Source organism: Rhizobium sp. LC145 (assembly GCF_001005825.1).
GTDB lineage: Bacteria > Pseudomonadota > Alphaproteobacteria > Rhizobiales > Rhizobiaceae > Neorhizobium.
This window is the reverse complement of the sequence record NZ_LBHV01000003.1, coordinates 513,218-528,100: the sequence shown is the minus strand read 5'-3', so window position 1 is coordinate 528,100 and position 14,883 is coordinate 513,218. Positions and strand designations below refer to the sequence as shown.

Genomic DNA, 14,883 nt, shown 5'->3' with positions numbered 1-14,883 from the left:
GCTCAACTCCTTCTCCGACGTCGAGGATGGCTAATCTCTTCCGAGAAGGGATATGCCGCACCGTTCTGCCACGACCGCGACCGTGCCGCAGGGCACGTCTCCTCTCCCCGCCTGCGGGGAGAGGGTTAGGGTGAGGGGCTAATCCCGGTAGCAGTCAGATGCGCCCCGCCTCGATCTCTTCGAGCTTCGCATTGACCCGATCCCGCCATCCGCGGTTCCCGACAAGCGCCTGCGGAAACAGCCCCGGAATGGCGAAGAACGGCGCCGAGGGATCATCCGGGGATGCTTGCGCGGCCGCCGCCCGGACTTCCTCCCGCCGCGGATCGTCGATATCCGGCGTGCGTTTCGCATAGGCGATCCAGAGCGCCGTCGCATAGGCGAAGGAGGCGGCATCGCGGCCCGCCGCGAGATCGTCCACCGTGCCGGCGAAGATGCGCTGCGGCAGCTTCTGCGTGCCGTCCATGGCGATCTGGCGCGTCCGGTGCGCGATGGTCGGATTAGCGAAGCGCTCGATCAACTGGTCGATATAGTGCTTGAGGTCGATGCCGGGCACCGGATCAAGCGTCTTCACCGCCGCCTGCATATGCCGCCGCGCCAATTGCGCATATTCCGGCACGGCCATGACGTCGCGCACGAATTCCAGGCCCTTCAATTGCCCGAGATAGGCGATCATCGAATGCGCGCCGTTGAGAAGCCGGAGCTTCATCTTCTCATAGGGCTCCACGTCATCGACAAAGAGTGCGCCGCCGGCTTCCCATTTCGGGCGGCCGGAGATGAAATGATCCTCGATCACCCATTGCATGAAGGGCTCGGTTTCCAGCGACTGCCGGTCCTCGACGCCGAGCATTGCGGTTGCGCGGGCGCGGCTTTCCTCCGTCGCGGCCGGCACGATGCGGTCCACCATGCTGGATGGGAAGGCTCCCTTTTCCGATATCCAGGTGGCGAGCGCGGGATCGTTGGCGCCAGCCATCTCGATCACCAGACCCCGGACGATGCGGCCATTGGTCGGCAGGTTGTCGCAGCAGAGCACCGTGAACGGCGGCAGGCCTGCATTCTTGCGGCTTGCGAGGCCGGCCACGAGATAGCCGAGAATGCCGATCGGCGCTGCAGGGTTTTCGAGATCGGCCTTCACCGACGGATGGCCACGATCGAGCCCGCCGCTCACCGGGTCGAGCCCATAGGCCTTTTCCGTGACCGTGATGGTGACGATCCTGATTTCGGGATCGGCAAGCAGCCTCAGCAGTTCATCGCGTTCTTCTACCGCCGCCAGCCCTTTGATGATCGAGCCGACTACCTGCACGCTTTCGCCCGCGCCGCTGCGGGTGACGACCGAATAGAGCCCGTCCTGCTCGTTGAGTTCGCGGACGATATCCGCCGAGCGCAGGCTGACGCCGATGATGCCCCATGGGCCGAACTCCTCGGTCAGCGCCGCATCGGTATAGACCGCCTGATGGGCACGGTGGAAGGCACCGAGGCCGATATGCAGGATGCCCGGTTCCAGCGCCTTGCGATCATAGGCCGGCAGCACGACCGGGCCGGAGAATTGGGTCGAAGCGGAAAGGCGGTCCATGATCAAAGCCCATATTGGCTGTGGGAGAGCGCCCGCTCGATACCGCGCAGTTCCGCCAAACCCTTCAATCGGCCGATGGCCGGATAGCCGGGTTGCGCGCCACGCTTCAGGTCGTCGAGGATTTCCTGGCCGTGATCCGGACGCATCGGGATTTCGTGATCCGCGCGGCCTTCCGCCCTGCGGCGCGTTTCTTCCTTCAGCAGCTCGGCGATCACCGCCACCATGTCCGTGTGGCCCTCGAGATGCTCGTCCTCATAGAAGGAGCAAGGCGTTCCCTCCTCTTCCCGATGAACGTTGCGCAGATGGACGAAGTGAATGCGGGGCGCAAGGCGCTCGACCATGCCCGGCAGGTCGTTTTCGGCGCGGGCCCCGAGCGAGCCGGTGCAGAAGGTGACGCCATTGGCGGAGCTATCCACCTGCCGCAGCATGTGCGCGTAGTCTTCCTCGGTCGAAAGAATACGCGGCAGGCCGAGCAGCGCCCACGGCGGATCGTCGGGATGAGCGCAGATATTGATGCCGACCTGTTCCGCCACCGGCGTCACTTCCGAGAGGAAATCTATGAGGTGCTGTTGCAGCTTTTCGCGGCTGATGCCGTCATAGGTCGCCAGGTGTTCTCGCAACTGCGGCAGGGTGTATCCGTCGGCCGAACCCGGAAGGCCGGCGCCTATATTCTTCGACAGCGCTAAGCGGCGCTCGTCCGGCATTTCGGCAAAACGCTTCGCAGCCTTTTCGCGCGTCGCCTGGTCATAATCTTCCGGCGCGCCGGGGCGCTGCAGAAGGTGGATGTCGAAGGCTACGAAATCGATGAGATCGAAGCGCATGGCCTTGGCGCCGTGGCGGGCCGTCCAGCGCAGGTCCGTGCGGGTCCAGTCCAGCACCGGCATGAAATTGTAGCAGACGGTGCGAATGCCCGAGGCCGAAAGACGGCGCAGCGATTCCTGCCAGTTGGCGATGTGGCTCCGCCATTCGCCGGTCTGCGTCTTGATGCTTTCGGAGACGGGCACGCTTTCCACCACGTCCCAAAAAAGGCCGCCCGCCTTGATCTCCTCGTGGCGCTTGGCGATCTCCTCGACAGGCCAGACATCCCCTGTCGGAATATGGTGAAGCGCGCTGACGATGCCCTTGGCACCGGCCTGCGCCGCATCCTCAACGGTTACCTTATCGACCGGGCCGAACCAACGCCATGTATGCCGCATGAAAACCCCTCAGGAGAGAAAAGTCAGTTGCACCTTGCAGGCGGCCGTGCGGTCGCCTGCCTGTTCGAAGGCCGCCACGGCCTGATCGATCGGAAAGGTGTGGGAGATGATCGGCCGCACATCGATTTCGCGTCGCCCGATCAGGTCGGCGGCGATCGCGAATTCGTCGTCGAAGCGCTGCGACCCGATCCACTGCAATTCCTTGCCGACCAGCGCGTTCAAGGGCACCGGCACGTCTCCGGTAACGCCCACCTGGACGATCATCCCGCGCGGCTTCACCGCCGCCACGGCCGTCCTGATCGCCGGTGCTGCCGCCGAGCATTCGAAGGCCACGTCGAAATAGCCCTTCTCCGCCTCGAATGTCGCCAGATCGGTGGCATTCGTCGCCACGTTCACCGTTCTGTCAGCGCCCATGGCAGCAGCTCTTTCCAGAGCCGCATCCGTGAGATCGGTCACGACGATCTCGCCGGCTCCGGCATGACGGGCAGCGGCCACGACGAGCACGCCGATCGGCCCGGCGCCCGTGACCAGCACGCGCTTGCCTTTGAGATCGCCGGCCCGCGATACCGCATGCAGGCAGACGGCCAGCGGCTCGGCGCAGGCCGCCTCACCGGCGCTCACCGTCTTACCGGCCGGATGGCACTGGATCGCCGGCACCACGAGCCAATCGCGGAACATGCCCTGCGCATGGGGAAGACGCATGGCGCTGCCCATGAACTGCATGTTGAGGCAGTGGATGGGCAAGCCCTCCTCGCAGAAGCGGCAATGGCCGCAGGGCTGGCTCGGATTGACCGAGACAAGATCGCCGATCGCGAGGCCTGAGACGCCCGGCCCCAATGCCTCCACATAGCCCGCCGCCTCATGGCCCGGAATGATCGGCTCCCGCACCCGGACGGGGCCGAAGCCGCCGTCCTGGTAATAATGCAGGTCTGAGCCGCAAATGCCGCCCGCCGCCATCCTCAGCAGCACCTCGCCTTCGCGAGGCGCCGCAACCGGCGCCTCCTCGACCTTGAGATCCCGCTGGCCATAGAGGCGTGCCAGTCTCGTTTGCATCTGCCCCATCCTTATTTGATCAGGCCGAGCTGCGTCGGCAGCCAGAGCGTGATCGTCGGAATAAAGGTGATGAGGATCAGAGCCAGGAAGAGCGGAATCATCCATGGCAGGATGGCCATCGTCGTCCGCTCTACCGACAGTTTCGATATCCGCGAAAGCACGAACAGCACCATGCCGACCGGCGGCGTCAAGAGACCGATCATCAGGTTCAGCGTGAAGATCAGGCCCATATGCACCGGATCGATCCCATAGCGGGCAGCGATCGGCATCAGGATCGGAACCAGAATACTGATCGCGGCGATCGTATCGAGGAAGGCACCGACGATCAGCAGCAAGATGTTGACGATGATCAGGAAGGTCCACCAATTGTCCGTCAGCGAGAACATGAAGTCGGAGAACAGCTGGGCCGCCTGGCTGACCGTCAGGAGCCATGCGAAGATCGAGGCGGTGGTGACGATGAACAGCACCGACGCCGTGGTCTCGATCGTATCGAAACTCGCCTTGGCGAGCGTCTTCAAGGTCATCGTACGATACCGCACGAGGCCGAGGAAGAGCGACCAGATGACCGCCGCAACCGCAGCTTCGGTCGGGGTGAACCAGCCCATGGTCATGCCGCCGATCAGGAGCACCGGCGTCATCAGCGCCATGACGGCGGAGAAATCGTAATACCAGTCCAGCGCGATGAGTGCGACGAGTGCGACCAGCACGGCCACGTTGATCGACAGGCCCGCCAGGATCAGCAGGTAGACCGCCACCGGGAAGCAGAGAACGATGGCCACTTCCAGAGACGCGGACGCGAGTTTCTTCAACTCGAACGGCGTGTCCGATCCCCAGCCCTTGCGGTAGGCAAAGATGAAGACGGTCAGCATCATCAGGAGCGTCATGACGATGCCCGGCAGGATGCCGGCCATGAACAGGGCGCCGATCGAGACATTCGCCATCATGCCGTAGATGACGAAGGGCAGCGACGGCGGGAAGATCGGCCCGAGGGTCGCGGACGCGGCGGTGACCCCGACAGCGGCCTCGACCGGATAGCCGTGATCCTTCATGGCCTTGATCTCGATCGTGCCGATGCCCGCGGCATCGGCGAGCGCCGTTCCGGACATGCCCGAGAAGACGACCGAGCCGATGATGTTGACCTGCGCCAGGCCGCCCCTCATCCAGCCGACGAGCGACAGGGCGAATTTATAGATGCGGCTCGTCACCCCGGCGATGTTCATCAGATTGCCGACGAGGATGAAGAACGGGACAGCGATCAGCGGAAAGCTTTCGACGCCGGCGATCATGCGCTGGGCGGCGATGATATCGGGCGCGACGCCGTAGATCACCAGATAGAGCAGCGATGACACACCGAGCGACACAGCAATCGGTGTGCCGATGATCATGAGGAGCAAAAAGGATCCGATAAGAAGAAGCACTGGTCAGACCCCCTGAACGCCGGTTTCGCTCGCCTTTTCGCGAACGGATTTTTCGTTGATCATGTCCTTGACGAAATTCTGCACGGAGCGCGCCAGCATCAGCGCGAAGGCTGCGAACACGGCATAGAAGACGTAGCCGCGCGGCAGGTTGACCGTCACCATGCGCTCGTTGCCGACGATGGCGATGTAACGCCACATGAGCCAGGTGGTGTAGGCGAAGAAGCCGATGACGATGAAATCGACCAGAAGCTCGAGCGCACGCCCGACCCTCGGCGGCAGGAACCGGTAGAGAAGGTCCACTTGGATGTGGCGCGCCATGCGCACGCACATCACCGAACCTAAGAAGACGATGACGACGAGACAGTTCGCGGCGATTTCCTCCGTCCAGGCCAGGCTGTTGTTCAAGGCGTAACGGGTGAAGAACTGGAGGAAGACGCAGATTGCCATGCCCCAGAAAATGGCAAGGGTCAGCCAGTCCTCCACGGCATAGGGAGAGAGATCGGCCGGACCGACATCCTCCTCGAAGGCATGGGCCATTTCTTCGACGCTGATCGGCGCGTGTTGCTGCTCCGTCATTCGCAAAGCTCCGCTGAAATCGAAAACACTGGAAATGCCCGGCATCGCCTGATGCCGGGCATGGACGATTTTACTGAACGGCGCGGATGGCTTCCCAGTCTTCCTTCTTGTAGCCGAACTCCTCGAAGGTGACCTTCTCCAGAACCGTCTTCTCGAAATCGGACTTATCGACTTCCGTCACCGTCAGGCCCTGCTCCTTGAACTTGGCAACGAGCGCGGCTTCACGCTCCTCGATGATCTTGGTGGCGCGTTCGGCGGCTTCAGCCATCACTTCGGAGAAGATCTTCTTGTCCTCGTCCGAAAGGCTCGACCAGAGCGTCTTCGAGACCACCGTATTGAGGTGATCGACGATGTGGCCGGAGAGGATGATGTTCTTCTGGACCTCGTAGAACTTCTTCGCTTCGATGGTGGTGAGCGGGTTTTCCTGGGCCTCGACCGTGCCGTTCTGCAGCGCGAGGTAGACCTCCGCAAAGGCGATCGGCGTGGTGTTGGCGCCGCAGGCGCGCGGCATGGCGAGATAGGCAGGCACATCCGGCACGCGGATCTTCAGGCCGGCCATGTCGGCGCATTTCTCGATCGGCTTGTTCGCCGTCGTGTGGCGCGTGCCGTAATAGGTGACGGCGGTGATGTGGTTGCCGGAGGCTTCCTCATATCCTTCAGCGAGGCGCTTGAAGACGTCGCTCTTGGTATAGGCGATCAGGTGGCTCGGATCGCGGAAAATATAGGGGAAATAGGTGACGCCGATCGGCGGATATTCACGCGATGCGAAGCTCGAGCCCGAGATGATGATATCGACGGTGCCGAGTTTGAGGCCCTGGTTGATATCGGCTTCCTTGCCGAGCTGCGAGGCCGGGAAGACGTCTACCTTGTAGCGGCCTTCGGTGCGCTTGGCGATCTCTTCCGCCGCCCAGACCGATTCCGTGTGGAACGGTTCGGACGTCTCGTAGACATGCGCCCATTTCAGCGTCGTCTGGGCATGCGCGGCAAGCGCGGTAACCAGAACGGCGGCGGTTGCGCCGAGAATGCTCGTCAATCTGAACTTCATTTTCAAATCCTCCCAAGGTTGAAGTCAGTTTCATTTCACGCGGGGTCATTACCCGCCGGCAAGCTTCTGCTGTCCGGCAGGCTTGATGCTGTCCGCCGGCTCCTCGCCGAAACTTTCGGACAGCCTCGACTGCGATTTGTCGAGATGGATGCGCATCGCCTTTCGCGCACCTTGCGCGTCGCCGGCGGCGATCGCATCGCGCACGGCCCGGTGTTCCTCCATGGCCTCGCGCCAGGTCTCCGGGTTTTCGAAATGGCTGGCGAGGCGCTCGAAATAGGCCGTCAGCCTCAAGTCGTGGATTTCGCCGACGAAACGGTTGAGCGTCGCATTGGCGATGATGCCGGCAACGGCGACGTGGAAGGCGCGGTCGAGCGCAAGGGCGGCCGGACGGTCATGGAGCGAGGCAGCCATGCGGGCGAGATTTTCATCGAGAACGGCAATGTGGTCAGGCCGCGCGACACGGGCAGCCTCCTCCGCGATCGCGCATTCCACCACGGCGCGGGCGCGCAGAAGCTCGAAGGGGCCTTCGACATCCTCCGGCTGGAACAGCGCCACAGGTGCGGCCCGGCGCAGCACATAGACGCCGGAGCCCATACGGATCTGCACGAAACCCTCGACTTCCAGTACGATCAGGGCTTCCCGGACGGTCGGGCGGGAGACGGAAAGCATTTCGGCAAGGTCGCGCTCGGCGGGCAGCTTCTCGCCCACGGCGAATTCTCCCCGCTCGATCAGGCTGCGCATCTGCTCCGCGACGTGCCGGTAAAGGCGGCGCGATTCCACCACCGTGAACATGAACCCTCCTCGGACGCCGCTCTCCTTCGGCATCGAACTGGTAAGCTGGCCTTACCAGTTTTGAAATTCATATATCCGGGGGCGACAGGTTGTCAATGGTATGCATTGGACATTATCCGCCGCGCGGCCCTTCTCCGCCCCAACCACGGCCTGACCTTGGCAGACGTGGCCGCTCCCTTATTTCCCTTGAGTAGTGTGCAGCTTCCTCACCGCAGGAGAGAGACATGACCGCGCCGCATCCTTCCAAGACACATATCGGCAACCACAAGCTCCACCCCGAAACCCAGATGCTGAATTACGGTTACGATCCTGAGCTTTCGGAAGGCGCGGTCAAGCCACCGGTCTTTCTCACCTCCACCTTCGTCTTCCATTCGGCGGAAGAGGGCCGAGACTTCTTCGACTTCGTTTCCGGCCGCCGCGAGCCGCCGCCCGGCACCGGCGCGGGGCTCGTCTATTCCCGTTTCAACCACCCGAACAGCGAGATCGTCGAGGACCGGATGGCGGTCTACGAACAGGCGGAAAGCTGCGCGCTCTTCTCCTCCGGCATGTCGGCGATCGCCACGACGCTGATGACCTTCGTGAAGCCCGGCGACAGCATCCTTCACTCCCAGCCACTCTATGGCGGCACCGAGACGCTGCTGGCGAAAACCTTTCTCAATTTCGGGGTCGCGGCGGTCGGCTTTTCGGACGGCGTCAACGAGGAGACGGTCGCGGCGGCGGCCGAGGAGGCGATGGGCAAGGGCCGCGTTTCGGTGATCCTGATCGAGACGCCGGCCAACCCCACCAACAGCCTGGTGGATGTGGCGATGACCCGCCGGGTGGCGGAGCTGATCCTCGAGGTCCAGGGGCACCGCCCGATCATCGTCTGCGACAACACGCTGCTCGGCCCTGTCTTCCAGCGGCCGATCGAACACGGGGCGGATATCTCGCTCTATTCGCTGACCAAATATGTCGGCGGCCATTCGGACCTGATCGCGGGCGCAGCACTCGGCTCCAAGGCCATCATCAAACAGGTGAAGGCGCTGCGGGGCGCGATCGGCACGCAGCTCGACCCGCATTCCTGCTGGATGCTCGGCCGCTCGCTGGAGACGCTTTCGCTGCGGATGGAAAAGGCGAACGCCAATGCGGCCGCCGTCGCCGCCTTCCTGCGGGATCATCCGAAGGTGGAGAAGCTGCATTACCTGCCCTTCGACGACCCGGCCTCGCCGACGGGGAAAGTCTTCGCCCGGCAGTGCACCGGCGGCGGCTCGACCTTCTCCTTCGACATCGAGGGCGGTCAGCCGGCCTCCTTCCGCTTCCTCAATGCGCTTTCGATCTTCAAGCTGGCGGTGAGCCTCGGCGGCACGGAATCGCTTGCCAGCCACCCGGCGACCATGACGCATTCCGGCGTGCCCGCGGACGTACGCGAGCGGATCGGCGTGCTGGACTCGACCATCCGGCTTTCGATCGGCATCGAGCATCCGGGCGACCTGATCGCCGACCTGACGATGGCGCTGGATGGGGCGTGAGGGAAGAAAGGCGAAAGCTCTCAGGGGCACGGCGATCGGCAGGTGACATTTGGGCACACTCCTCCCTTGGCGTTCTCGAGATTTTCAAGTCGGACGGGGCGCTGAAAGCTGCCTCGTAAGTTTTAGTTTAGGTGACACCTCTCAGCGCCCCGTTCGGCGGTTTTTATCCGCGACTTCAGTCTCTCTGCCGTGGCCGCGCAAGGGACATTAAGGCTAAGGATTTGCCGTTTCCGGACGGACCACCCGCGCCACCCATTCACTGTCGCCACCATGTGTGCCGCACAGGCACGCCCGGCGCGCGCTTTCGGGCATCAAGAGATGATGGGCCGGTCCGAAACCCGTCATCTCTCCCCGTGTCGCCGGAGGGAGACCATTTTCCGCGAACCCGGATCATGAGGTTTTGCGTCCTACCCTCATGACCCGCGCCGGTTCCGCCTCGCCGGGACGCCTCCCGGTGTATCCGAGGGCGGAACGGGGAGATTATAGGCACAGGTTTGGAGAGCGGGGATGAGAAATGGGGTAAGTGATTGATGGGATTGGGGAGGGGTGGTGGTGTTGTCCTCGCAGAAAAGTTGGTTCGCGAGAAGGTGGAGCGCTCATATGCCGATCCGGCATTGTTTGCGCTTGGATCCTCGGCTCAAGGCCGAGGATGACGAAAATGGAAGTGGTGCCCTAAGGTGCCACACGTGATGTCCTGCCGTGAGTTCTCGTTGTTTACGCATCATCGCAGTAGTTCAGTTCACCATGGCTTGGTTTCGGTAAGGCATATTCAGCGGCTGCTTTAGGCACCCTTGCTCTTCCCTCTCTTTCGTCATCCTCGGCCTTGAGCCGAGGATCCAAGCGCAAACGCGGAATAGCCCCTCAAAACCAGCGGATTGACGAAGCGCATCCGACACAACGATCCTGCTCGCATGACGGGATATGTCTACATCGTCACCAACCACAAGCACGGCACGCTCTATATCGGCGTAACGTCCGATCTCGAGCGCCGCATCTGGGAACATCGCGAAGGGATAACACCCGGCTTCACCTCGAAATACGGATGCAAGCAGCTCGTCTGGTATGAAGAGCATTGGGACATCCGCGACGCCATCCAGCGGGAGAAGTCGCTGAAGCGCTGGTATCGGAAATGGAAAATCGACCTGATCGAGACGATGAACCCGCACTGGCGGGATTTGTATTACGAGCTGTGGTGAGAGTTGGACTTGTGATTGGATCCTCGAGTAGCGAACAGAGCTAAAACAACAACGTATAAACAATGAAAATTGGCGGCAGGACATCACGTATGGCATCCTGAGGCATCACCTCCATTTTCGTCATCCTCGGGCTTGACCCGAGGATCCAAGCACAGCATTTTTCTATTAGCTACAACGGCTCCTCAACAAGTGGGGCTGCAGTCCAAACTCGCGCTCTGTAGGCCGCTTTTTCCTCTTCCTTGAATACCAGTTGTTTTTGGAGAAGCCGGTTGAGGGCGCGATTGGTGGAATTTAGCTGCCCCCTTGATACGGCAATCTCTCTCGTACGGAAGAATGAATTTCTCGGCTCTTTTGGCAATCCGAAATAAATAAGGTAAGCAAGGTCAGGTGTACTTAGACGTGTCACCGTTTCAAATGAGGAGCCGAAGCCGCGTAAGTCGCTACTGTCGCGCTGTAGCCAATACAAGGCTCGCCTCTCCACGGCGCCCATCCCACGGCTCATTAATGCTCTCCCTCTTTGGGCCTGAGGCTTCGGCGTCTCCTGCGTCTCAAGACGAGAGCAATCAAACCCTGCAAAGAAAACCCAAGTAGCCCGCTATATACTGACAGCATCTCAAAAAACTGATGGATTTTGTAGAATTCCATTCAAACGCTCCTTGGTTTTCGCAGCAAAATTCGCTGAGAACGGAGCTTTTAAGGGGACGGCTAGGAAGATACTCGCCGCCAAGACATTAGCAACAGTGTCAGCGAATATTTTCGCCGCAATCCCCTTTCAACCAACACTTACATCTTAAATTGCTTCATTCGACCAAACGAAAGGCCCCGAAGGGCCTTTCACGTAGCATTCTATAGCTGATCAATCTCACGCCGCCTTCTTCCCCTCTCCATATGGGTCGAACCGACCGTAGAACGTCTCGCCGTTGGCCGCCATGTCCTTCAACAGCTCCGTCGGCTTGAAGTGGTCGCCGTAGGTGGCGGCCAGCTTTTCGCAGAGTTCCACGAAATTCTTCACGCCCATGCCGTCGATGTAGGAGAGCGTGCCGCCGGTATAGGGAGCGAAGCCGAAGCCGAGGATGGAGCCGACATCGGCCTCGCGCGGGTCCGTCACGATGCCTTCTTCCATGGTGCGGGCGGCTTCGAGCGCGATCGTCACCAGCAGGCGCTGCTTGAGGGTGTTGACGTCCACCTCTTCGGCCTTTTTCTGCGGGAAGAGGTTTTTAAGCTCCGGCCAGAGATATTTCTTGGCGGGCTTGGGCGGGTATTCGTAAAAGCCCTTGGCGTTCTTGCGGCCGCGGCGGTCGAATACATCCACCATCTGATCGATGAGCGCCATGTGCTCCACCTTGACGGCGTTGGGGCCGAGATCGGCGATCGAGGCCTTCATGATCTTCTGGGAGAGATCGACGGCAACCTCGTCGTTCAAGGAGAGCGGGCCGACCGGCATGCCGGCCATCTTGGCGGCGTTCTCGATCATCGCCGCCGGCACGCCCTCGATCAGCATGTCATAGGCTTCGTTGATGTAGCGGAAGACGCAGCGGTTGACATAGAAGCCGCGGGTATCGTTGACGACGATGGGCGTCTTCTTGATGGCCGCGACATAATCCAGCGCTGCGGCGAGCGCCTTGTCGCCCGACTTTTCGCCGAGGATGACCTCGGTCAGCATCATCTTTTCAACCGGCGAGAAGAAATGCACGCCGATGAACTGGTCCGGCCGCTTGGAATTTCCGGCAAGGCCGGTGATCGGCAGCGTCGAGGTGTTGGAGGCGAAGATCGTGGTTTCCGGGATGACGGCTTCGACCGTCTCGATGACAGCCTTCTTGACCGCGCGGTCCTCGAAGACCGCTTCGACGACGAGCGAGGCATCGGAAAGGGCGGCGTAATCCGGCGTGGGGGTGATGAGGGAGAGGAGCTTTTCGCCCTCATCCTTGGTCATCCTTCCCTTACCAATTGAATCGGCCACCAGCTTTTCCGAGACGGCCTTGCCCTTGTCGGCGGCTTCTTGGGTTTGGTCGATAAGGGTGACGGGGATGCCGGCGGCGGCCGTGACATAGGCGATCGAGGCGCCCATGAAGCCGGCGCCGACGACGCCCACCTTTTTGAACTCCGTCTTCGGGATGCCGGCCGGGCGGCGAGCGCCCTTGCCGAGCTCCTGCATGGAGACGAAGAGCGAGCGGATCATCGAGAAGGCTTCGGTGGTCTGCAGGATTTCCGTGAAATAACGCTGCTCGACCTTGAGGGCGGTATCGAAGGGAAGCTGCAGACCCTCATAGACGCATTTGAGGATGGCGAGCGCGCCCGGATAATTGCCGCCGGTTTCGCGGCGGAGGATGGCGGGGGCTGCCGGGAAGAGCTGGGCCGCGGCAGGGGTCCACACACCGCCGCCCGGCGCCTTGAAGCCCTTCTCATCCCACGGAGCGACGGGCTTCAGGCCATCCTTGATCATCTGCTTCGCGGCGTTGACGAGTTCGGCGGGCTCGACCACCTGATGCACGAGGCCCATGGCCTTGGCGCGCTGGGCGGTCAGGCTCTGGCCGGTGGTCATCATCTGAAGGGCATCCTGGGCGTTCGCCAGGCGCGGCACGCGCTGGGTGCCGCCGGCGCCGGGGAAGATGCCGACCTTCACTTCCGGAAGCGCGATCTTGACCGACTTGGAATTGGCGGCGACGCGGCCGTGGCAGGCGAGCGACAGCTCGAACGCGCCGCCCATGCAGGTGCCGTTGATCGCCGAGACCCAGGGCTTGCCGTTGGTCTCGATCTTGCGCCAGAGCCAGGACATGCGGCCGGCGGCATCGAAGAGCTTCTGCGTGGCGCTGGCCGGGTCCTTCGCCTGTTCCTCGGCGAGCATGGAGAACATGCCCTTGATCATGGTGAGATCGGCGCCGCCCGAAAAGGACGACTTGCCGGAGGTGAAGACCACGCCCTTGACGGCGCTGTCGGCCACCGTGGCGTCAACGATCTTTTCGATCTCGTCCATCACCTCCATGGTGAAGACGTTCATCGATTTTTCCGGCATGTCCCAGGTGACGAGGGCGATGCCGTCTGCGTCGGTTTCGACGGTGAAGTTCTTGTAGGTGCTCATGTCGGGATTCCTCTTCCCTTAGAAATTCTGGCGGCTAGCCCCTCCCCCTTGCGGGGAGGGGTTGGGGAGGGGAATTCGTGGCCAAAGACCCCTCCCCTCGCTTCGCTCGACCCTCCCCACAAGGGGGAGGGTTGGCCCTCAAACCCGTTCGATGATCGTCGCCGTGCCCATGCCGGCGCCGATGCAGAGCGTGACCAGCGCGGTGTTCAAATCGCGGCGTTCCAGCTCGTCCAGCACCGTGCCGAGGATCATCGCGCCGGTGGCGCCGAGCGGATGGCCCATGGCGATCGCGCCGCCGTTGACGTTGATCCTGTCATGGCTGATGTCGAAGGCCTGCATATAGCGCAGAACCACGGCGGCGAAGGCTTCGTTGAGCTCGAAGAGGTCGATATCGGAAATCTTCATGCCGGAGCGCTTCAGGAGCTTTTCGGTGACATCGACCGGGCCGGTCAGCATCAGCGCCGGGTCGGAGCCGATATTGGCGAAGGCCCTGATGCGGGCGCGCGGCTTCAAGTTCATGCTCTCGCCGCCCGCCCTGGAGCCGATGAGGACGGCGGCCGCGCCATCGACGATGCCCGACGAATTGCCGGCGTGATGGACGTAGTTGATGCGTTCGATTTCCGGATGGGCGTGAATTCCGACGGCTTCGAACCCGCCCATCTCGCCCGGCATCTGGAAGGAGGGGTTGAGGCTCGCCAGCGCCTGCATGTCGGTTGTCGGGCGCATGTGCTCGTCGCGGTCGAGGATGGTGAGCCCGTTCTGGTCCTTCACCGGAATGACGGAATTCTTGAAATAGCCGGCGTCCCAGGCCTTGCCGGCGCGCTTCTGGCTCTCGACGGCATAGGCATCCACGTCATCACGGGAGAAGCCGTATTTGGTGGCGATGAGATCGGCCGATACGCCCTGCGGCATGAAGAAAGCGGGGAAGTTCACCGACGGGTCCATGTACCAGGCGCCGCCGGACATGCCCATGCCGACGCGCGACATCGACTCGACGCCGCCGGCAATCACGATGTCGTCGGAGCCGGCGGCGACCTTGCCGGCCGCGAAATTCACCGCATCGAGGCCGGAGGCGCAGAAGCGGGAGATCTGCATACCGGGGGCACGGGTGGAGTAGCCCGCCTCGAAGGCCGCGGCCTTGGGGATGACGGCGCCGGCATCCATGACCGGGTCGACGCAGCCCATGATGATGTCATCGACGGTGGTGGTGTCGAGACCATTCCTGTCGCGGATCGCTTCCAGCGTCTTGGCGGCGAGGCGGACCGACGGCACTTCGTGCAGCGAACCGTCCTTCTTGCCGCGACCCCGCGGGGTGCGCACATGGTCGTAAATGAAGACTTCGGTCATGGTGTCATCTCCCTGGGTGGCAACGAGGTTGCCTAAGAAATTCTGTGGACCGGCGGCCCGGCCCTTCGCTCAAGCTCAGGGCGTTCGGCGCTCGAAACGATTC

The 14,883-nt window shown here is 62.1% G+C and carries 11 protein-coding genes; 2 read left to right on the top strand and 9 right to left on the bottom strand.

From position 1 onward, the window contains the following. Window positions 1-154 precede the first annotated feature (154 nt). From YH62_RS10915 to YH62_RS10885, 7 genes are all read right to left on the bottom strand, one after another. Window positions 155-1,570, bottom strand: a complete 1,416-nt coding sequence (locus tag YH62_RS10915) for a mannitol dehydrogenase family protein (protein WP_137326652.1) — start codon at window positions 1,568-1,570, stop codon at window positions 155-157. A 2-nt stretch (window positions 1,571-1,572) separates the two neighbouring features. Continuing rightward, on the bottom strand, window positions 1,573-2,766 hold the full coding sequence (gene uxuA, locus YH62_RS10910; RefSeq protein ID WP_046794192.1) for a mannonate dehydratase: 1,194 nt from the start codon (window positions 2,764-2,766) through the stop codon (window positions 1,573-1,575). Window positions 2,767-2,775: 9 nt separating this feature from the next. Next, window positions 2,776-3,819 carry an L-idonate 5-dehydrogenase gene (locus tag YH62_RS10905; protein WP_046794356.1) on the bottom strand — a complete coding sequence of 348 codons (1,044 nt, stop codon included), beginning with the start codon at window positions 3,817-3,819 and terminating at the stop codon, window positions 2,776-2,778. 11 nt (window positions 3,820-3,830) lie between these two features. Next, window positions 3,831-5,237 carry a TRAP transporter large permease gene (locus YH62_RS10900; RefSeq protein ID WP_046794191.1) on the bottom strand — a complete coding sequence of 469 codons (1,407 nt, stop codon included), beginning with the start codon at window positions 5,235-5,237 and terminating at the stop codon, window positions 3,831-3,833. A gap of 3 nt (window positions 5,238-5,240) precedes the next feature. Beyond that, window positions 5,241-5,813: a TRAP transporter small permease gene (locus tag YH62_RS10895; RefSeq protein ID WP_046794190.1), complete on the bottom strand. Its 573-nt coding sequence runs from the start codon at window positions 5,811-5,813 to the stop codon at window positions 5,241-5,243. A gap of 70 nt (window positions 5,814-5,883) precedes the next feature. Next, a complete protein-coding gene (locus YH62_RS10890) occupies window positions 5,884-6,858 on the bottom strand; it encodes a sialic acid TRAP transporter substrate-binding protein SiaP (RefSeq protein ID WP_046794189.1) in 975 nt (324 codons plus the stop codon). A 48-nt stretch (window positions 6,859-6,906) separates the two neighbouring features. Beyond that, entirely contained in the window at window positions 6,907-7,650 is a 744-nt protein-coding gene (locus YH62_RS10885; RefSeq protein WP_082118318.1) for a FadR/GntR family transcriptional regulator, read from the bottom strand. Between the two features lie 224 nt (window positions 7,651-7,874). Here YH62_RS10885 and YH62_RS10880 point away from each other — a divergent pair, with 224 nt between their 5' ends. Next, window positions 7,875-9,158 (top strand): cystathionine gamma-synthase family protein, encoded by a 1,284-nt coding sequence (locus YH62_RS10880; RefSeq protein WP_046794187.1) that lies wholly within the window; start codon window positions 7,875-7,877, stop codon window positions 9,156-9,158. A 911-nt stretch (window positions 9,159-10,069) separates the two neighbouring features. After that, complete coding sequence (locus YH62_RS10875; RefSeq protein ID WP_046794355.1) at window positions 10,070-10,354, top strand: GIY-YIG nuclease family protein; 285 nt, start codon at window positions 10,070-10,072, stop codon at window positions 10,352-10,354. A gap of 862 nt (window positions 10,355-11,216) precedes the next feature. Here YH62_RS10875 and YH62_RS10865 read toward each other — a convergent pair. Together YH62_RS10865 and YH62_RS10860 are read right to left on the bottom strand one after the other, a co-directional pair. Then, entirely contained in the window at window positions 11,217-13,433 is a 2,217-nt protein-coding gene (locus YH62_RS10865; RefSeq protein WP_046794185.1) for a 3-hydroxyacyl-CoA dehydrogenase NAD-binding domain-containing protein, read from the bottom strand. Between the two features lie 138 nt (window positions 13,434-13,571). Next, complete coding sequence (locus YH62_RS10860; RefSeq protein WP_046794184.1) at window positions 13,572-14,780, bottom strand: acetyl-CoA C-acetyltransferase; 1,209 nt, start codon at window positions 14,778-14,780, stop codon at window positions 13,572-13,574. Window positions 14,781-14,883 lie beyond the last annotated feature (103 nt).

Excerpts from the sequence above, each read along its gene's own strand:
- YH62_RS10915 (WP_137326652.1), bottom strand. The coding sequence starts at position 1,570 with ATGGACCGCCTTTCCGCTTCGACCCAATTCTCCGGCCCGGTCGTGCTG.
- uxuA (WP_046794192.1), bottom strand. The coding sequence starts at position 2,766 with ATGCGGCATACATGGCGTTGGTTCGGCCCGGTCGATAAGGTAACCGTT.
- YH62_RS10905 (WP_046794356.1), bottom strand. The coding sequence starts at position 3,819 with ATGCAAACGAGACTGGCACGCCTCTATGGCCAGCGGGATCTCAAGGTC.
- YH62_RS10895 (WP_046794190.1), bottom strand. The coding sequence starts at position 5,813 with ATGACGGAGCAGCAACACGCGCCGATCAGCGTCGAAGAAATGGCCCAT.
- YH62_RS10890 (WP_046794189.1), bottom strand. The coding sequence starts at position 6,858 with ATGAAGTTCAGATTGACGAGCATTCTCGGCGCAACCGCCGCCGTTCTG.
- YH62_RS10885 (WP_082118318.1), bottom strand. The coding sequence starts at position 7,650 with ATGTTCACGGTGGTGGAATCGCGCCGCCTTTACCGGCACGTCGCGGAG.
- YH62_RS10880 (WP_046794187.1), top strand. The coding sequence starts at position 7,875 with ATGACCGCGCCGCATCCTTCCAAGACACATATCGGCAACCACAAGCTC.
- YH62_RS10875 (WP_046794355.1), top strand. The coding sequence starts at position 10,070 with ATGACGGGATATGTCTACATCGTCACCAACCACAAGCACGGCACGCTC.
- YH62_RS10865 (WP_046794185.1), bottom strand. The coding sequence starts at position 13,433 with ATGAGCACCTACAAGAACTTCACCGTCGAAACCGACGCAGACGGCATC.
- YH62_RS10860 (WP_046794184.1), bottom strand. The coding sequence starts at position 14,780 with ATGACCGAAGTCTTCATTTACGACCATGTGCGCACCCCGCGGGGTCGC.